16 protein-coding genes are annotated in these 16475 nt (G+C 59.8%); all 16 read left to right on the top strand.

Annotated elements, in window-relative coordinates; all coding sequences use genetic code 11:
- Nucleotides 1–13 precede the first annotated feature (13 nt).
- The 16 genes from I6E58_RS09050 (at nt 14) to I6E58_RS08975 (ending at nt 16391) form a co-directional block, all read left to right on the top strand.
- Entirely contained in the window at nt 14–397 is a 384-nt protein-coding gene (locus I6E58_RS09050) for a DUF3040 domain-containing protein (RefSeq protein WP_197132442.1), read from the top strand.
- 244 nt (nt 398–641) lie between these two features.
- Nucleotides 642–1073, top strand: coding sequence for a division/cell wall cluster transcriptional repressor MraZ (gene mraZ, locus I6E58_RS09045; protein ID WP_129071303.1), 432 nt, complete (start codon nt 642–644; stop codon nt 1071–1073).
- Nucleotides 1074–1171: 98 nt separating this feature from the next.
- A complete protein-coding gene (gene rsmH / locus I6E58_RS09040) occupies nt 1172–2125 on the top strand; it encodes a 16S rRNA (cytosine(1402)-N(4))-methyltransferase RsmH (protein WP_197132440.1) in 954 nt (317 codons plus the stop codon).
- The gene (locus I6E58_RS09035) at nt 2122–2769 is read left to right on the top strand and encodes a hypothetical protein (protein ID WP_197132437.1); all 648 of its coding nucleotides are present in this window, start codon (nt 2122–2124) and stop codon (nt 2767–2769) included. Before rsmH ends, I6E58_RS09035 begins: the two co-directional genes overlap by 4 nt.
- Before the next feature lie 85 nt (nt 2770–2854).
- Nucleotides 2855–4531, top strand: coding sequence for a penicillin-binding protein 2 (locus I6E58_RS09030; protein WP_231595192.1), 1677 nt, complete (start codon nt 2855–2857; stop codon nt 4529–4531).
- A 35-nt stretch (nt 4532–4566) separates the two neighbouring features.
- Nucleotides 4567–5970 carry a UDP-N-acetylmuramoyl-tripeptide--D-alanyl-D-alanine ligase gene (gene murF, locus I6E58_RS09025; RefSeq protein WP_197132431.1) on the top strand — a complete coding sequence of 468 codons (1404 nt, stop codon included), beginning with the start codon at nt 4567–4569 and terminating at the stop codon, nt 5968–5970.
- Entirely contained in the window at nt 5967–7064 is a 1098-nt protein-coding gene (mraY, locus tag I6E58_RS09020) for a phospho-N-acetylmuramoyl-pentapeptide-transferase (RefSeq protein ID WP_129071307.1), read from the top strand. The genes murF and mraY overlap by 4 nt, the downstream gene beginning before the upstream one ends.
- 2 nt (nt 7065–7066) lie before the next feature.
- The gene (gene murD / locus I6E58_RS09015; protein ID WP_197132428.1) at nt 7067–8593 is read left to right on the top strand and encodes a UDP-N-acetylmuramoyl-L-alanine--D-glutamate ligase; all 1527 of its coding nucleotides are present in this window, start codon (nt 7067–7069) and stop codon (nt 8591–8593) included.
- A 118-nt stretch (nt 8594–8711) separates the two neighbouring features.
- The gene (ftsW, locus tag I6E58_RS09010) at nt 8712–9929 is read left to right on the top strand and encodes a putative lipid II flippase FtsW (RefSeq protein ID WP_231595191.1); all 1218 of its coding nucleotides are present in this window, start codon (nt 8712–8714) and stop codon (nt 9927–9929) included.
- The gene (locus I6E58_RS09005) at nt 9926–11020 is read left to right on the top strand and encodes a glycosyltransferase (protein WP_197132422.1); all 1095 of its coding nucleotides are present in this window, start codon (nt 9926–9928) and stop codon (nt 11018–11020) included. The genes ftsW and I6E58_RS09005 overlap by 4 nt, the downstream gene beginning before the upstream one ends.
- Nucleotides 11017–12465, top strand: coding sequence for a UDP-N-acetylmuramate--L-alanine ligase (murC, locus tag I6E58_RS09000; protein WP_197132419.1), 1449 nt, complete (start codon nt 11017–11019; stop codon nt 12463–12465). Before I6E58_RS09005 ends, murC begins: the two co-directional genes overlap by 4 nt.
- Complete coding sequence (locus I6E58_RS08995) at nt 12452–13522, top strand: FtsQ-type POTRA domain-containing protein (protein ID WP_307842055.1); 1071 nt, start codon at nt 12452–12454, stop codon at nt 13520–13522. Before murC ends, I6E58_RS08995 begins: the two co-directional genes overlap by 14 nt.
- Nucleotides 13523–13697: 175 nt before the next feature.
- Nucleotides 13698–14855 carry a cell division protein FtsZ gene (gene ftsZ / locus I6E58_RS08990; protein WP_197132416.1) on the top strand — a complete coding sequence of 386 codons (1158 nt, stop codon included), beginning with the start codon at nt 13698–13700 and terminating at the stop codon, nt 14853–14855.
- A gap of 5 nt (nt 14856–14860) precedes the next feature.
- Nucleotides 14861–15547 carry a YggS family pyridoxal phosphate-dependent enzyme gene (locus I6E58_RS08985; RefSeq protein ID WP_197132413.1) on the top strand — a complete coding sequence of 229 codons (687 nt, stop codon included), beginning with the start codon at nt 14861–14863 and terminating at the stop codon, nt 15545–15547.
- Nucleotides 15548–15583: 36 nt separating this feature from the next.
- Nucleotides 15584–16054: a cell division protein SepF gene (locus tag I6E58_RS08980; RefSeq protein WP_129071314.1), complete on the top strand. Its 471-nt coding sequence runs from the start codon at nt 15584–15586 to the stop codon at nt 16052–16054.
- A 43-nt stretch (nt 16055–16097) separates the two neighbouring features.
- Nucleotides 16098–16391: a YggT family protein gene (locus tag I6E58_RS08975; protein WP_197132410.1), complete on the top strand. Its 294-nt coding sequence runs from the start codon at nt 16098–16100 to the stop codon at nt 16389–16391.
- Nucleotides 16392–16475 lie beyond the last annotated feature (84 nt).

Raw genomic sequence — 16475 nt, 5'->3', positions numbered from 1 at the left:
AGAGGGGAACGGAATGCCGCTTTCAGAGCAAGAGCAGCGGGCCCTCGATGAGATGGAGCGCAGTCTCTATCAAAACGATGCCGATTTCGTCAGCGCAGTTAACCCTCGCAAAGGTAAGCCCAACTATCGAATGATGGTTATCGGCGTCCTTGTTGCGGTCGCTGGAATAATCGCGCTCCTCACGGGCGTCATCATTCAGCAGCCTCTCGTGGGCGTATTGGGCTTCGTTGTCATGTTCGTTGGCGTGCTGCTCTTCGTATCACCGTCACGCTCGAGTGATGCCGACCTCGACGCAGACGCTGCACCCGCTTCCTCGAGTAACTCGACCAAACGTGGGGCGTCCTTCATGGATACCCTCAACGAGCGCTGGGATCGCCGCCAGGACGGCCGCGGCTAAACTCCCACCCACTCCACTTTCAAGGACCAGCCTTCGGGCTGGTCCTTTTTTTGTGCCCTGAACAGGGGAGAACACTCCATTTCTTGGAATTTTGCTCCATTTTCCTCCACCCCAATATTCCGCTAATTTACTGGCATCTGTGGATAACTTTGACGCTGATACGTGGAAAACCTTAGATATGTGGTTGAAAGTGGAGTAAAGTGGAGGCAACCAGAATCCGGGCCGGAGATTGAGGGGAGGCGCCGTGTTTCTAGGCACCTACGCTCCCAAGCTCGACGACAAGGGCCGCATCATCCTGCCGGCGAAGTTTCGTGAAGAACTCGCCTCCGGTGTCGTGGTCACTCGCGGCCAGGAGCGGTGCCTGTACGTCTTCAGCCAGCGCGAGTTCGAAGTGATGCATGAGGCGATTCGCAAGGCACCGGTCACGAGCAAGCAAGGTCGTGACTTCTTGCGTCTGTTTCTTTCTGGAGCCAATCAAGAAACCCCAGACAAGCAACACCGAGTAACGATTCCGGCCGGGCTACGCGAGTACGCCGGACTGGGGCGGGATCTCACCGTCATCGGTGCGGGCAATCGCGCTGAGATCTGGGACACCGAAGCCTGGAACAACTACTACGAGGCCACCGAGGCCGATTTCGTCAACACCACCGAGGAGGTGATTCCGGGACTCTTCTAGCTCTTCGACGCTGACTCCCAGCCGAACGCCCTGATTTTCTTCCCCGATATCAGGTCGAGTCGGATGGGGATCAGCATCCAAGAACTAGGCCCTACGCCATGGCTGACAACACCATCCACACCCCAGTACTCCTTGAGCGCTCGATTGAGTTGCTCGCCCCAGCCCTAAACGCCCCGGGCGCCGTTCTTGTTGACGGAACCCTCGGCATGGCCGGTCACGCAGAGGCGTTCCTCCAACGTTTTCCCGAGCTCACCCTCGTGGGAGTGGACAGGGACGAAGACGCTCTGGCTATTGCTCGACGTCGGCTCGAGCCTTTCGCTAACCGCACTCACTTTGTTCATACCGTGTACGACGAAATTCCGCAGGCGCTCGACTCTCTGGGGATCTCGTCGGTTGAAGGCATTTTCTTCGACCTCGGGGTTTCGTCCCTTCAGCTCGATCGTGTCGAGCGAGGGTTCTCCTATTCTCAGGACGCTCCGCTTGATATGCGAATGGATGCTTCGACGCCGGTCACCGCGGAGCACATCCTTGCTACGTACAGCGAGCTCGAACTTCGCCGGATTTTTTATGCGTATGGCGATGAGAAACTCGCGCCGAGATTCGCAAGCCGCATCGTGCAGTTCCGCGAGCAGCAGCCCTTGACGACATCCGCCCAATTGGTCGAGCTGATCATTGCGGCAACCCCGGCCGCTGCACAGCGTGCAGGCCATCCGGCAAAGCGAGTTTTCCAAGCGCTCCGTATCGAGGTCAACCAAGAACTTTCGGTTCTCGAGCGCGCGATTCCTGCGGCGGTTGATTCGCTCGCCATTGGCGGGCGGATGGTCGTGCTGGCGTACCAATCGCTGGAAGACCGAATCGTGAAGCGTGAATTGCAACGTCGCTCACGCTCAACGGCGCCGGCGGGATTGCCCGTCGAGCTCCCTGAGCACAAAGCAGAACTCAAACTCTTGGTCCGCGGCTCCGAACAAGCCAGCCAAGAGGAGCAAGACCTTAACCCGAGAGCAAAGCCCGTGCGACTGCGAGCGATAGAACGAATGCGAGTCACCTCATGAGCACTAACCTCGCTTATGCACTTCCAGAACCACTTCACCGTCCGTCAGACCGACCCTCGCACATCGAGATCGTCACGACGAAGGCTCAGCGCAAGGCGCGTCCGCGCATGCTCTATGCGGTGGTGACGGTTGCTAGTTTTTTCGTGATCTTGGCCGCTCAGCTGTTGCTGAGCATTGTGGTCACTCAAGGCGCTTACCAGATCGACGCTCTGCAGTACGAGCAGAAGGTGCTCATCCGCACTGAGCAGAGCCTCTTGGAATCGCTCTCGTTGCAGTCGTCATCCCAGAATCTAGCGTCGAAGGCCGCCGAGCTTGGAATGATTCCCAATGCCACCCCGTACTCGCTTGACATCGCAAATGGATCTGTCTTCCGTCTGCCGGGAAGTGCTGATCCGACCGGATGCGGTGGAACCTGCGGCCTCGTGGGCAATACGCTCCTTTCCAGTGCGTCAGCGGGAGCGGCGCAGGCTGCCGCCGCTGAGGCGACTGCGTCGACGACCGCAACCGCGGGCACGGCAGTCGTTGGGGCTGCTACCGGTGCCGCCGCTGCAGGAACTGCTGCGGCAACGGCCGAGGTAGCGCCCACTGAACCCGCCGCGCCAGAGCCGTCCAATAACACGATTCCCGCCCCTGTCACGCGATGATTGAGGTGAACCCTCTGGGGGAGGACCGATGAAAGCCCGCTCAACTCGCGCTCGAGTGTCCTTTGTCGTTCTTACAATCGCGGTCTTGACTGTTGTTTTTATGGTTCGTCTTGTCGACCTTCAAGTGGTCCAGGCAGAAGCCCTGAACGCCGAGGCCGACACGAAGCGCACTCTCACAAGCGTCGCGTACGGAACGCGCGGCGATATTGTCGACACGCGAGGTGCAGTGCTCGCCGACAGCGTTGAACGATTCGATATCGTCATCTCACCTCGTGTCACTTTGCTGCGAGAAAACGCGTCAGTCGTCGTCTTGGACGACCTAAAGCAGATCACGGACATCATTGGGGGAGACCCCGACGAGATGCTCACGATGATTCTGGAGAACCCAGAGTCGGATTTCGAGTACCTCGCGAAGAGCATCACTCTCGAGCAGTATCAAGCCGTGGAGGATCTAGGGATTTCGTGGTTGTACTACGAACTCAACCCGGAACGAAGCTATCCCAACGGTGAGATCGCGGGAAACCTCGTTGGCTTCATTGGTACAGATGGGCCGCAGGCGGGAGTCGAACTGACGTCAGACGAGTGCTTGGCCGGCACCGACGTCGAAGCCAGCTACGCACGCGGCGAAGATGGAGTCGCGCTTCCGGGCAGTGCTGTTGAAACGCTGGAACCTCAAGACGGTGGCACGCTTTCTCTCTCGATCGATCGAGACCTCCAGTTCTATGTGCAGCAGCGTATGGCGCAGACCGCTGAGTCCCTCGGGGCGACATGGGCCACGGGCGTGGTCATGCGCGTCAGCGACGCCCACCTGCTGGCCGTGAGTGACTGGCCTACCGTCGACCCCAACGATGTGAACCTTGCAGACCGTGACGCCCTCGGATCGCGCGCCTTCAGTACGCCTTACGAACCCGGCTCGACAGTGAAGGCCTTGACCGCGGCATCCCTCATCGATGCCGGTGTTGCCAACCAGCGCACCCAGGTCGTCTCGCCCTATGCCCTTGAATTGACCAACGGTGGCGGAACGATTAGTGATTCGTTCTATCACGAAGACCAGCGTCTTACTTTGGCCGGGGCGCTCGTAGAGTCATCTAACACGGCGATCGCTCAATACACCGATCTTCTGGATGCCGCGTCGCGTCATGACTACCTTGAAAAGTTTGGCTTCGGGCAAAAGACCGGTATTGGATTCAATGGAGAGTCGTCCGGAACGCTGTACGACGCCGATGAGTGGGATGCTCGCACGAACTATGCGGTGCAGTTCGGCCAGGGGCTGACGACGACATCCATTCAGATGGCAAGTTCCTACCAGGCGTTGGGTAACGGGGGAGTCCGACTCCCGCCCGTGCTCGTCGAAGGTTGCGAATGGCCAGATGGCACGGTCACCGATACGCCCTCTACCGAGGGAACGCGAGTAATTTCTGAGGCCGCCGCTGAGCAGACTCTTGAGATGATGGAGATGGTTTACAGCTCCAGCGGCTCCGCACCGAACCTTGAGATTCCGGGTTACCGTGTGGCGGTTAAGAGCGGTACGGCGCAGGTTGCTGAGAACGGCGCTTACGGCGATAACGTCGTAATCTCCTACGCGGGCTTGGCACCGGCCGATGACCCTGAGTACATTGTGATCGCGACTGCTGGTATCCCAGATAGCATATATTCCGGCGCCATCGCCTCGACGTTCCGCGACATTATGGCCCAAACGCTCACCACCTACCGTGTCACCCCCTCAAGCACGTCAGGACCGGATCTACCGCTGCGTTGGTGAGTTTCCCCGCGTTAATCAACCCTGGAGCACCCCACGTGATCGAACTGAGTCTTGCCGAAATTGCCACCGCCGTCGGCGGAGAGTTGCGCGACGGTAGCGATGCTCAACGGCGGCTCCCCGCCAGCAGCGTGCAAACTGATTCACGACTGAACACCCCCGGGTCCATCTTCTTCGCGCTTCGTGGCGAGAGCACCGATGGGCATCTTTTCGCGGCGAAGGCCGTTGAGAACGGTGCCGCACTTGTCATTGCAGAGCGACCGCTGGAGCTCGAGGTTCCCCAGATCATCGTGAGCAACGGAGTCGAAGCGCTTCAAGGCCTGGCACGGGCTGTTGTGGATCAGGTTCGCAGTGCGGGCGAGCTAAAAGTGGTTGCAGTCACGGGATCAAACGGTAAAACAACCACGAAGAACATGCTGCGCACCATCCTGGAACGCGCGGGCGAAACCGTGGCGCCTCAAGGGTCGTTTAATAACGATGTCGGTGCTCCGATCTCCATGCTTGGCGTGACCGCATCCACTCGGTACTTGGTGGTGGAGATGGGAGCCGATGGCATCGGAGACATCGCTCGCTTGCAGTCGGTCGTCATGCCCGACGTGGGCATCGTTCTGATGGTCGGTCTCGCTCACATCGGTAAATTTGGTGATGCTGCCACTACGGCGCGCGCAAAGTCCGAGATGGTGACGAGCCTTCCTGCCACGGCGACCGCAGTACTCAACAGTGACGATGGTCGCGTGAAGGCTATGGCGCAGCAAACGCAGGCGACGGTTGCGTTCTTCGGGCTCGACTCCTCGGCCGAGGTATGGGCTGACGACATTCAAGCTACGGCGAAAGGAACGGCCTTCGATCTTCACGTGGAAGGGTCCGTTATTCCCGTGCAGTTGCGCATCTTGGGCGAGCATCACGTTACAAACGCCCTAGCGGCGATTACCGCCGCCCGCGCTCTCGGAATCGCCCCGAGCGAATCTGTAGCGGCACTGGAATCCATCGATCGTGCCGAACGTTGGCGCATGGAACTTCTTGAGGCTCCCGGCGGCATCACGGTCATCAACGATGCCTACAATGCGAGCCCCGATTCGATGGCCGCTGCGCTCAAGACCCTCGTTCAGATCGTCGGTCCCCATAATCGGTCTGTTGCCGTTCTCGGCGAGATCGCCGAGCTGGGTGACTACGCTAACGAAGAACACGATCGAATCGGTCGCTTGATCGTTCGACTGAACGTGCAGAAGCTAATCGTTGTGGGGCACGCCGCTCGCCACATCCACAATGCGGCAGGCCTTGAAGGTTCGTGGGATGGAGAGTCGGTACTCGTCGATAGCATCGAGGAGGCATACGCTGTGCTTCGTGACGAATTACGAGAGGGAGATGTGGTTCTAGTGAAGTCATCCAACTCTGCCGGCTTGAGAATTCTTGGCGATCGGATTGCCGGGGTCTCCGCATGATCGCACTACTGATCGCCGCAGCCTTCTCTCTCGTATTTACGCTTTTTCTTACTCCGCTCTTCATCAAGCTCTTCGTGCGCTTGAAATGGGGCCAGTTCATTCGCGACGACGGCCCTGAAAGCCACCACACCAAACGGGGCACGCCCACAATGGGCGGAATCGTCTTTATTTTGGGCGCGACGATGGGATATTTCGTCGGGCACTGGGTGGCCAGCGAACCGGTGACTCTGTCTGGCATCCTTGTGATCTACCTCATGGTGGGCCTCGGCGTCATCGGCTTCATCGACGACTTCATGAAGACGCGTAAACAGCGCAGTCTCGGGCTCGGCGGGTGGTCGAAAGTTGCCGGTCAGGTAATCGTGGCTGCCGGATTCGCCGCTCTAGCTCTCAACTTCCCCGATCCCGGCGGTCTGACTCCGGCGTCATCCATGATTTCGGGCATCCGCGACATTCCTTGGCTCGACCTGGCGACTTTCGGTGTCGTCATCGGTGCGATTCTGTTCGCCATTTGGGTCACTCTGATTATCGTGAGCACGTCGAATGGTGTGAATGTCGCAGACGGCCTCGACGGGCTTGCGACCGGATCGGCCATCTTCGCCATTGCCTCGTACATCGTGATTGGTTTCTGGCAAAACAACCAGTCGTGCAGCAACTTGAGCATCGACCGTGAGGTCCTCTACAAGTGCTACGACGTGCGCGATCCGCTAGACCTCGCCATCATCGCTGCGGCCATCGCGGGTGCCCTCATCGGGTTCCTCTGGTGGAACACTTCCCCGGCTCAGGTCTTCATGGGAGACACCGGCTCCCTCGGCCTTGGTGGCGCTATTGCGGCCCTGGCCATCATGAGCCGCACGGAACTGCTTCTCGTGCTGATCGGCGGTCTCTTCCTCATCGTCACCGGTTCGGTGATCCTGCAACGCGCCTACTTCAAGATCACGGGCGGTAAACGTATCTTCCTGATGAGCCCGCTGCATCATCATTTTGAACTCAAAGGCTGGGCCGAAGTCACGGTCGTCGTGCGCTTCTGGCTGATCGCGGCACTATTCGTCGCGGCCGGCGTCGGAACCTTCTATCTCGAATGGATTAACCAGTAGCTGTGCGTGACCTCACTTCATTCACCAGTTGGAACGGGGCGTGGAGCGAGCTCAGCATCGCTGTGCTCGGTCTCGGCGCAACCGGCTTTTCGGCGGCAGATACCCTCACTGAATTGAAAGCTGATGTGTTGGTGATCGCGGATGCGGCATCCGACAACCGAATCGAGATGGCCGAGGTTATTGGGGCGGCACTCGCTCTCGGCGGCACCGCTGAGGACCAAGTCGCGGCACTGACCGCTCATGCCCCCGACGTCGTCATCGTGTCACCGGGATATCCGCTCGATCATCCCTTGTTGCTGTGGTGCCGTGAGAACGACATCGCCATGTGGACAGAGATCGAACTTGCTTGGCGCTTGCGGGATAAAACGGGCACGCCCGCTGAATGGATCGCCATCACCGGTACCAACGGCAAAACCACCACGGCGCAACTGACCGCCCATATTCTGACAACGGCCGGATTCCGAGCGGGAGCCGTCGGCAACATCGGTGTTCCCGTGCTTGATGCGATCCGCTACCCCGATGGCTTCGATTTTCTCGTCGTGGAACTGTCAAGTTTTCAATTGCACGGCATGCCGCGGATGGGTGGCGGCGCGATTTCGCCACTCGCTAGCGTGTGCCTAAATTTGGCTGACGATCACCTCGACTGGCACGGTTCACGCGAGGCATACGCCGAAGCGAAAGCCACGGTTTACGCGAATACCAAAGTCGCCGCTGTCTACAACCGTGCGGTGCCAGCGACTCAAACTATGGTCGAGAATGCCGATGTTGTTGAAGGATGTCGGGCAATCGGTTTCGGGCTCGATACCCCAGGTCGCAGCGATTTTGGCATCGTGAGCGATATCTTGGCCGATCGTGCATTTGGTGACGACCGCCACAACACGGCACTTGAGCTGTTTACCCTTCACGAATTGCAGCAGCGTAATTTCGGCGCGCCCCACATGGTCGCGAATATTCTGGCAGCAAGTGCGCTCGTGCGCGCGGCCGGTGTCAGCATCGAAGCGTTGCGCGCGGGTGTCGCGAGCTTTGAGCTCGATGCCCACCGCAACCAAATCGTCGTTGTCAGTGGAGGCGTGACCTGGGTCAATGACTCTAAAGCGACGAACTCACACGCGGCAAGCGCGTCGCTCTCGGCAGCAGACCCCGTCGTCTGGATTCTCGGTGGGCTTCTCAAAGGGGTCGATGTTGCGCCGCTCATCGCCAAGCATGCCAATCGGTTGAAGGCTGCGATCGTGATCGGCAGCGACAGGCTGGCAATCCGGGCCGCATTCGAGCGACACGCGCCCGAGATTCCGCTCTTCGAGGTCGAGTCGACTGACACTGAACACGTGATGCCACGAGCTGTTGAGATGGCGCACGGGATCGCCACCGAGGGTGACACGGTCTTGTTAGCGCCGGCAGCGGCATCCATGGATCAGTTCAGAAGCTATTCCGACCGTGGAGAAAAGTTTGCGGCAGCTGTGCTCGAACGAGTAGGAGGAAACGACGATGGCGCCTCCTCAACGACCGCAACGGTCCCCGCGGCCGACTAGCTCAGATTCTCAGACTCGGCCTCAGGCTTCGTCGACACCCTCGGGCAAGTCGTCACAGCCGATAGCCGCGCGCGTACCGGTCAAGAAAATTTTCTCAGCGCAGTCAAGCGATTTCTTCTTGCTGCTGGGAACAACTCTCTTTCTCGTCATCTTCGGCCTGGTCATGGTGCTTTCGTCGTCCTCGGTCGAATCGTATGCTGCCGACCAAGGATTTTTTGGAAGCTTTCTCCGTCAGACCGCGTTCGCGTTCATCGGTATACCGCTCATGCTGCTCGCCTCGCGCGCTCCCGTGCGATTCTGGAAACGCTGGGCGCTTCCTGGGCTGATCCTCGGCGCCGTACTGCAACTTCTCGTATTCGTTCCCGGTATCGGTTTGGCCTACGGAGGCAACCAGAACTGGATTCAAATCGGTACGTTTAGTGCCCAACCGTCAGAGTTCGTCAAAGTCGCCGTCATCGTGTGGGTGGCGTGGGTGCTGTCGACCAAGCAAGATCAGCTGGGCGATTGGAAGCAAGTTCTGCTCCCTGTCGCGCCAGTGGCCGGTGCTGCGATCGGATTGGTGCTGATTGGAAACGACCTCGGCACCGCGTCCATCATGTTGCTCATTGTCTTCTCGTGTCTTTTCTTTGCGGGCGTTCGACTGCGTTTTCTCACCATCGGCGTCGTTGCTGTAGCTCTGGGCGCCATCATGTTTGCGACCACCAGCGGTTCTCGAACGTCGCGCATCGGCGTATGGCTCAACGGGTGCACCGAACTCGACTATCAGGACACGTGTTGGCAAATCGAGCACGCGTATTGGGCTCTCGCTGGTGGCGGCCTCTTCGGCCGTGGCCTTGGCAACTCGGTCGCTAAACGTGGCTGGCTGCCCCACGCCGATAGCGACTACGTCTATGCGATTATCGGAGAAGAACTCGGCCTTATCGGCGCAGTGGTCGTGTTATTGCTGTTCGTCACGCTCACCGTTGCTTTCGTGCGAATTATTCGTTCTACCAATGACAGCTTCGTGCGCATCGCTACAGCCGGAGTCATGGTCTGGGTTGTCGGCCAAGCCTTCGTAAACATCGCTGTCGTGTTGGGGGTGCTCCCCGTTCTTGGAGTGCCGCTGCCGCTGATTTCGACCGGTGGTTCTGCGCTCATTGCCACGCTGCTCGCCATTGGCATCGTTCTTTCCTTTGCCCGCGCAGAAAAGAATGGATCTACTCCACCGCGCCCCGGCGCAACCTCCACCCGGCCGAAGGCTGCAGCACAAGCCGCGCCATCACAACCGGCTCCGGTGCAATCGCCCGCTGACCGATCACGCATGCTGGCCGCAAATCGAGCACAAGGACGTCGATGACCACGTATCTACTGGCGGGCGGCGGAACCGCCGGCCACGTCAATCCCTTGCTCGCCGTCGCCGAACGCATTCGGGTGCGCGAGCCGGAGGCCGAGATTCTGGTTTTGGGCACCGAGGAGGGGCTCGAGGCGCGATTGGTGCCTGAACGTGGTTTCGAATTGCTCACGATCGCGAAGCTCCCTTTTCCTCGACGACCGAATCGGGCTGCGCTGAAGTTTCCGGCCCGCTTGCGTTCGGCGATTGACGAGGTCGTTGCGATCATCGCTGATCGTGAGGTAGATGTCGTCGTTGGTTTCGGCGGTTATGTCGCTGCGCCGGCGTATTTGGGCGCGCGTAAGGCGAAAATTCCACTCGTCATTCACGAAGCAAATAGCCGTCCAGGAATCGCTAACCGGCTTGGTTCCTTCTTCACGCCCTTCGTCGGCACCGCCTTTGACCGGACTCCGATTCGCGGGGGCGTCGTTGTAGGCATGCCTCTGCGAGCAGAAATTGAAACCCTCAATCGTTTCGCGGCGCGTTCGGAAGCCGACCCGTTCTTCGGACTCGATCCTGAGAAGCCAACGCTGCTCGTGACCGGAGGATCCTCGGGCGCTAAGCGCATCAACGACACCATCTCGTCTTCGATTACCCGCATTGTGGGGGCCGGGTGGCAAGTACTCCACATCACAGGAGAGTACCGGGATACCGTAGACGATCCGCAACTCGCCGGGTATGTGGTCGTCAAATATTGCGACCGGATGGAACTGGCTCTCGCGGCTGCGGACCTGGCAATCGCACGCGCAGGAACCTCGACGGTGGCGGAGCTCACGGGCCTGGGCATCCCGGCAATCTATGTTCCTTACCCCGTCGGCAACGGCGAGCAGAAGTACAACGCGCGCACAGCCGTAGATGCGGGCGCCGCCATCCTCGTTGACGACTCGGAGTTCCTTCCGCAGTGGGTCGGGTCTGAACTCGTTCCTATGCTGCGTCGCCGTGCTTTGATCGCGGATATGGCCGCCCGGGCATCGACGGTAGGTTCACTCGACGGAACGGACCGAATGCTCGAACTCGTCGATCTCGCCCTCGGCCGCGCTCTACCATTGACATCATGATCTTCCCCGATTTGTCTATGCCCCTGCCCGGCCCACTCCGTTCGGCGCACTTCGTTGGCGTCGGCGGCTCCGGAATGAGCGGTATTGCCCGCATGTTTCTGGATGCCGGTATGACAGTCACTGGTTCTGACCGGGCAGCGAACGCGAACGTTGAGTCCCTGCGTGCGGCTGGAGCGACGATCACTATCGGGCACGACGCGGCCAACCTTGGCGACGCCGATGCTCTCGTCTACACCGGCGCGCTGTGGCCCGACAACCCTGAGTATGTCGCCGCCGTCGAGCGGGGGATCCCCGTTCTGCACCGCTCCCAAGCGCTTGCCTGGCTTGTGGGTTCCGACCGCCTCATCGCGGTTGCTGGTGCTCATGGTAAGACGACCTCCACCGGAATGATCATCACGGGGCTTCGCGAGCTCGGTGCATCGCCTAGCTTCGTCAATGGCGGAATCATTCAAGGTCTGGGAACAAGTTCAGGCTCCGGCTCTGACGACCTTTTCGTCGTGGAGGCGGATGAATCTGATGGCTCATTCTTGCTGTACTCGACAGCAATCGCTCTGATCACCAACGTCGATGCCGATCATCTCGATCACTACGGCTCACACGAAGCTTTCGACGATGCCTTTGTCGAATTCGCCGCGAAGGCTACAGAAGCTGTAGTGGTATCGAGTGACGACGCTGGCGCCGTCCGAGTGACTCAGCGTCTCGACCACCACAACATCGTGACCTTTGGCGAAGCAGCGGATGCCACCGTTCGTATCCACTCGATTACGTCGCTGGGTCCCGTTGCTTTCACAATCGTGGTCGACGGTCGTGAAGAGCGTGTCCAGTTGGCCGTTCCTGGACGCCACAACGCCATCAATGCCACGGGGGCTATCGCTGTGCTCGTCGGGCTCGGTCACGAACTTGGCGCAGCAATCGACGCAGTCTCTCTGTTCGCGGGTACGCAGCGTCGTTTTGAGTTGCATGCTGTAGTCGACGGAGTCAGCGTGTACGACGATTACGCTCATCACCCCACCGAGGTCGAGGCTGCTCTCAGCGGTGCCCGCAGTGTGGTCGGTGCCGGCCGGGTGATTGCCGTTCACCAGCCGCACTTGTTTAGTCGCACGCGAGACATGGCATCCGAGTTCGCTGAGGTGTACGAGCGACTGGCCGACCACACCGTCGTCCTCGATGTTTTTGGTGCACGCGAAGATCCCATTCCCGGCGTCACGGGCGAGCTCGTATCGTCGCGTTTTGTCGATTCATCGCGTGTTGACTTTGAGCCGGACTGGTCATCCGCTGCCGAACGGGTCGCTGAGATCGCGCGCGAGGGCGACATCGTTATGACGCTGAGTTGTGGCGATGTCTACCGCATCATCCCGCAGCTCATCGCCGCAATCGATCACCGTGCGGATGCTGCTGAAGCGCCCGCGTCGGGTGCGGATCAGGTGCCGAGTGAAGAGGCCTGAGGGGTTCGACAAGGCGGCTCAGCAGCCCGACCCCGCGTCGGCCAAACCCCGGCGTAAGCGCGCACCAACGGCGTCGAGCGCTGGCGGGAGTGCTGACGCTCCGGTGCGGCCCACGCTGCGACGCAAATCGCCAGGGTCGAAAGGCGTTTCGCAGTCGGCGTCGAAGGTCACAGGACCAACCGCGTCACAGGAGTCGAACGCCGCGAGTGTGACGACGAAAACTGCGGGAAGCCCGCGGGAACGCAATCGTTCCCGCTCCGGCAAGACTGCGCCGCGTCCTGAGGCGGCGGCCAAGAAGCAATTGCGTCGCGCCGCTCGCGATCGACGTCGTGCTGAAAAGGCGGAGTTGCGGCGGTTCACCCGCCGAGCACGTACGCGCAAATACACTTTGCTGTCTGTGGCGGGGCTTGTCGCTGTGCTTCTCGGGTTGATCGCCGTTGCGGTATTTTCACCGATTTTGGCGCTGCGCACGGTGGTCATCGACGGCACCAATCGCATTGACCCCACTCAGATCCAAGCAGCGGTGGAAACCCAGCAGGGCACCCCGCTCGCGTTGCTCGACTTCGACGCGATCAAAACCGAACTGTCGGTCTTTCCGCTCATTCGCAGCTACGTGACGGAGATCGTTCCTCCCGACACCCTGCTCGTTCATATCGTCGAACGCGAGCCGATTGGTTCGATCACCGTGAATGGAGTTTTCACACTGGTCGATCCGGCGGGCATCACGATCCAAGAGTCTGCCGAGCGAATTCCTGGTGTCCCTCTGATCGATGTCGGGGGAGCGGATGCCTCGAGTCCGGCCTTTGCTGCAGTGACTGAAGTGTTGCTCTCCTTACCGACCGACCTTCGAGCGAGGGTCGAAACGGTGTCAGCGACCACGCAAGACGACGTGTCGTTCGTTCTCTCTGGAGTCGGCCAAGGGGTTGTCTGGGGCAGCGCAAGTGACTCGGCGAGAAAGGCAGCTCTGCTCGAGGCCCTGATCTCCACGCGTGATCCGGATGAGGCTGGCGAGTTCGATGTCTCGGCTCCCAGTAACGGAATTTTCCGCCCCAACTAGTGGGCGAGGTCGTCGGCGGGTTGAGTTGCCCCCGATTTGCCTGAACACTTTCCGACACGCGGTTCATGTGCATCCGTGCGGGGCGCTATCCGCATACTCTCAACAAAAGAAATACATACTGAGCATAACTTTAAACCTCAAGTCGAGGTTGATAGTTTCCAGTGGAGGCCGAAAAGTGACATCAAACCAGAACTACCTCGCAGTCATCAAGGTAGTCGGCATCGGTGGCGGTGGCGTGAACGCTGTCAACCGGATGATCGAGCTCGGCCTGCGAGGCGTCGAGTTTATTGCGATCAATACCGACGCCCAGGCGCTGCTCATGAGCGACGCAGACGTCAAGCTCGACGTCGGTCGCGAACTCACGCGTGGACTAGGAGCCGGCGCCGATCCTGAGGTTGGCCGTCGTGCTGCCGAAGATCACGCCGAAGAGATCGAAGAGGCGCTTGCGGGCGCCGACATGGTCTTCGTGACCGCTGGTGAGGGTGGTGGAACGGGTACCGGTGGTGCACCGGTCGTCGCCCGTATCGCTAAGTCGATTGGCGCTCTCACGATTGGAGTTGTCACGAAGCCGTTCGGCTTCGAGGGCAAGCGCCGTTCGTCGCAGGCGGAGATCGGGGTGGAGACCCTCAAGAACGAGGTCGACACGCTCATCGTTGTGCCCAACGATCGTCTTCTCGAAATTAGTGACCGTGGCATCAGCATGCTCGAGGCGTTCTCGACCGCTGACCAGGTTCTGCTCGCCGGCGTCCAGGGCATCACCGACCTGATCACGACCCCCGGATTGATTAACCTTGACTTCGCCGATGTCAAGTCGGTTATGCAGGGTGCCGGTTCTGCGCTCATGGGCATTGGCTCATCACGCGGGGCCGACCGGGCCATAAAAGCGGCTGAGTTGGCTGTTGCCTCCCCGTTGCTCGAAGCCAGCATCGATGGGGCGCACGGCGTACTGCTCTCGATTCAGGGCGGATCCAACCTCGGTATCTTCGAGATCAACGATGCGGCGCGTCTTGTTCAAGAAGCTGTCCACCGCGAAGCCAACATCATCTTTGGTGCCGTCATTGACGACACTCTCGGCGATGAAGTTCGCGTGACTGTCATCGCGGCGGGGTTCGACGGGGGAGAGCCTGCGGCTAAGCCTGTAGAAGGCCGCCGTACCAACTACGTTGTACCTGAGCCGCCAGCTGAGCACATTGCAGCCGACAACTCCGCGACGACGAAGGACACCGACTGGAAGTCGCAGCCGAGCGCCGTTCCGGCAACGCCGATCGACCGCAGCTTCGACGATGACGACGAGAACGACAATGATCTCGACGTTCCCGACTTTCTGAAGTAGCCGTGATGGTCGACCTAACTCCGTTGGGCGAACGACTTGCAGAGGTCGACGACAGAATCGCGGATGCCGCACGCGCCGCATCCCGCGATCTGTCGTCGATCACGCGCATCGTGATCACTAAGTTTCATCCCGCGAGCCTCGTGCGTGAACTCCACGCGCTCGGCGTTCGCGATGTCGGTGAGAACCGACACCAAGAAGCGCAAGCCAAGGCAGCTGAACTCGCCGATCTCGACTTGCGGTGGAACTTTGTCGGCCAACTCCAGAGCAAGAAGGCGCGTCAAGCTCGTGCTTATTGTCATGCGATCCATTCGGTGGATCGGGACTCGCTCATCACAGCGCTGTCGAGCACCCAGGCTGAAACGCCGCTCGATGCGTTCGTGCAGGTCAACTTGACCGATGACCACGGGCGCGGCGGCGTTGTGGCTGCAGACCTTGAGGCGTTTGCCGATCGCGTTGCTGCGGCTCCCGGACTTCGCCTGCGCGGCATCATGGGCGTTGCTCCCTTGGGGGAAGACCCGAGGCCGGCGTTCGCTTCTCTGAGGGCTCTGTCCGAGCGCGTGCAGGTGCAACATCCCGACGCTTCAGCGCTCTCGATGGGGATGTCCGGCGACTTCGCTGACGCGATCGCGGAAGGTGCGACACACCTACGCATTGGCACGGCAATCACGGGAAATCGACCCGACCATGGTTAATCTCGAATTAGAAGCTTCACCATTCGGAGGATTATCATGGCCAACCCACTGCGCAAGACAATGGTCTACCTCGGCCTCGCCGATGAGGACTACGAGTACGAACAGGGAACGACTACGCCAGCCGCGCCGGTCGCCCCTGTCGCAGCAGCACCGGCTCCAGCGAGCTCTAACCGCGCACCGGTTACCCCGTTGCGTCGTGCTGCACCCAGCACTGCGGAGGCAGAGATGAACGAGATTTTGACGGTGCACCCGCGCCAGTACAAGGACGCTCAGCTGATCGCGGAAAACTTCCGCGAAGGCATCCCCGTCATCATCAACCTGTCCCAGATGAGTGAGCCCGATGCGCGTCGTTTGGTCGACTTCGCTAGCGGTCTCTCGCAGGGGCTCTACGGCAAGATCGAGCGTGTCACGAGCAAGGTATTCCTGCTCTCGCCCGCCCACGTTGCCGTCAGTGGCGAGCAGGCTGAAGTCGAATCTGACGTGGACGCGTCCTTCTTCGGGCAGTAAACCCGTTGTCAGCGGGCGTCTTTTCCCCCGCTAACCTAGAGGGGTGAATCCCGTTTCAGTTATCGCCGCGGTGGCGTACTACGCCATCACCCTGTTCATGTTTACGATGTGGGCTCGGTTCATTCTCGATCTCGTCGTCGTTTTCGCTCGCGGTTGGCGCCCCAGTGGCATTGGTCTCGTGCTTTCTGAGTTCGTGTTCACGATTACCGATCCTCCGATCAAGGCCGTCCGCAAGGTCGTGCCCATGGTTCGTATCGGCAACGGAGCGCTTGATTTGTCTTGGATGCTGGTCATGCTCGTCTGCATAATTCTCACCTCCATTTTGCGGGGCTTTTAGATCTGCAGGCTGCCGATGTAGTGTTGTCGTAGTTCATGCGGCAACTAATCAGGTTTCGTCAGTACGCTGTGACGCGAATGTTGA

The organism is Salinibacterium sp. SWN1162 (assembly GCF_015864675.1).
Lineage (GTDB): Bacteria > Actinomycetota > Actinomycetes > Actinomycetales > Microbacteriaceae > Rhodoglobus.
Note: the sequence above shows the minus strand (reverse complement) of the source record. Positions and strands in the feature narration are given on the sequence as shown.

What these genes read in the sequence shown, in the direction of transcription:
- I6E58_RS09050 (WP_197132442.1), top strand. Translation starts at nt 14, where the DNA reads ATGCCGCTTTCAGAGCAAGAGCAGCGGGCCCTCGATGAGATGGAGCGC.
- rsmH (WP_197132440.1), top strand. Translation starts at nt 1,172, where the DNA reads ATGGCTGACAACACCATCCACACCCCAGTACTCCTTGAGCGCTCGATT.
- I6E58_RS09035 (WP_197132437.1), top strand. Translation starts at nt 2,122, where the DNA reads ATGAGCACTAACCTCGCTTATGCACTTCCAGAACCACTTCACCGTCCG.
- mraY (WP_129071307.1), top strand. Translation starts at nt 5,967, where the DNA reads ATGATCGCACTACTGATCGCCGCAGCCTTCTCTCTCGTATTTACGCTT.
- I6E58_RS09005 (WP_197132422.1), top strand. Translation starts at nt 9,926, where the DNA reads ATGACCACGTATCTACTGGCGGGCGGCGGAACCGCCGGCCACGTCAAT.
- murC (WP_197132419.1), top strand. Translation starts at nt 11,017, where the DNA reads ATGATCTTCCCCGATTTGTCTATGCCCCTGCCCGGCCCACTCCGTTCG.
- I6E58_RS08985 (WP_197132413.1), top strand. Translation starts at nt 14,861, where the DNA reads ATGGTCGACCTAACTCCGTTGGGCGAACGACTTGCAGAGGTCGACGAC.
- I6E58_RS08980 (WP_129071314.1), top strand. Translation starts at nt 15,584, where the DNA reads ATGGCCAACCCACTGCGCAAGACAATGGTCTACCTCGGCCTCGCCGAT.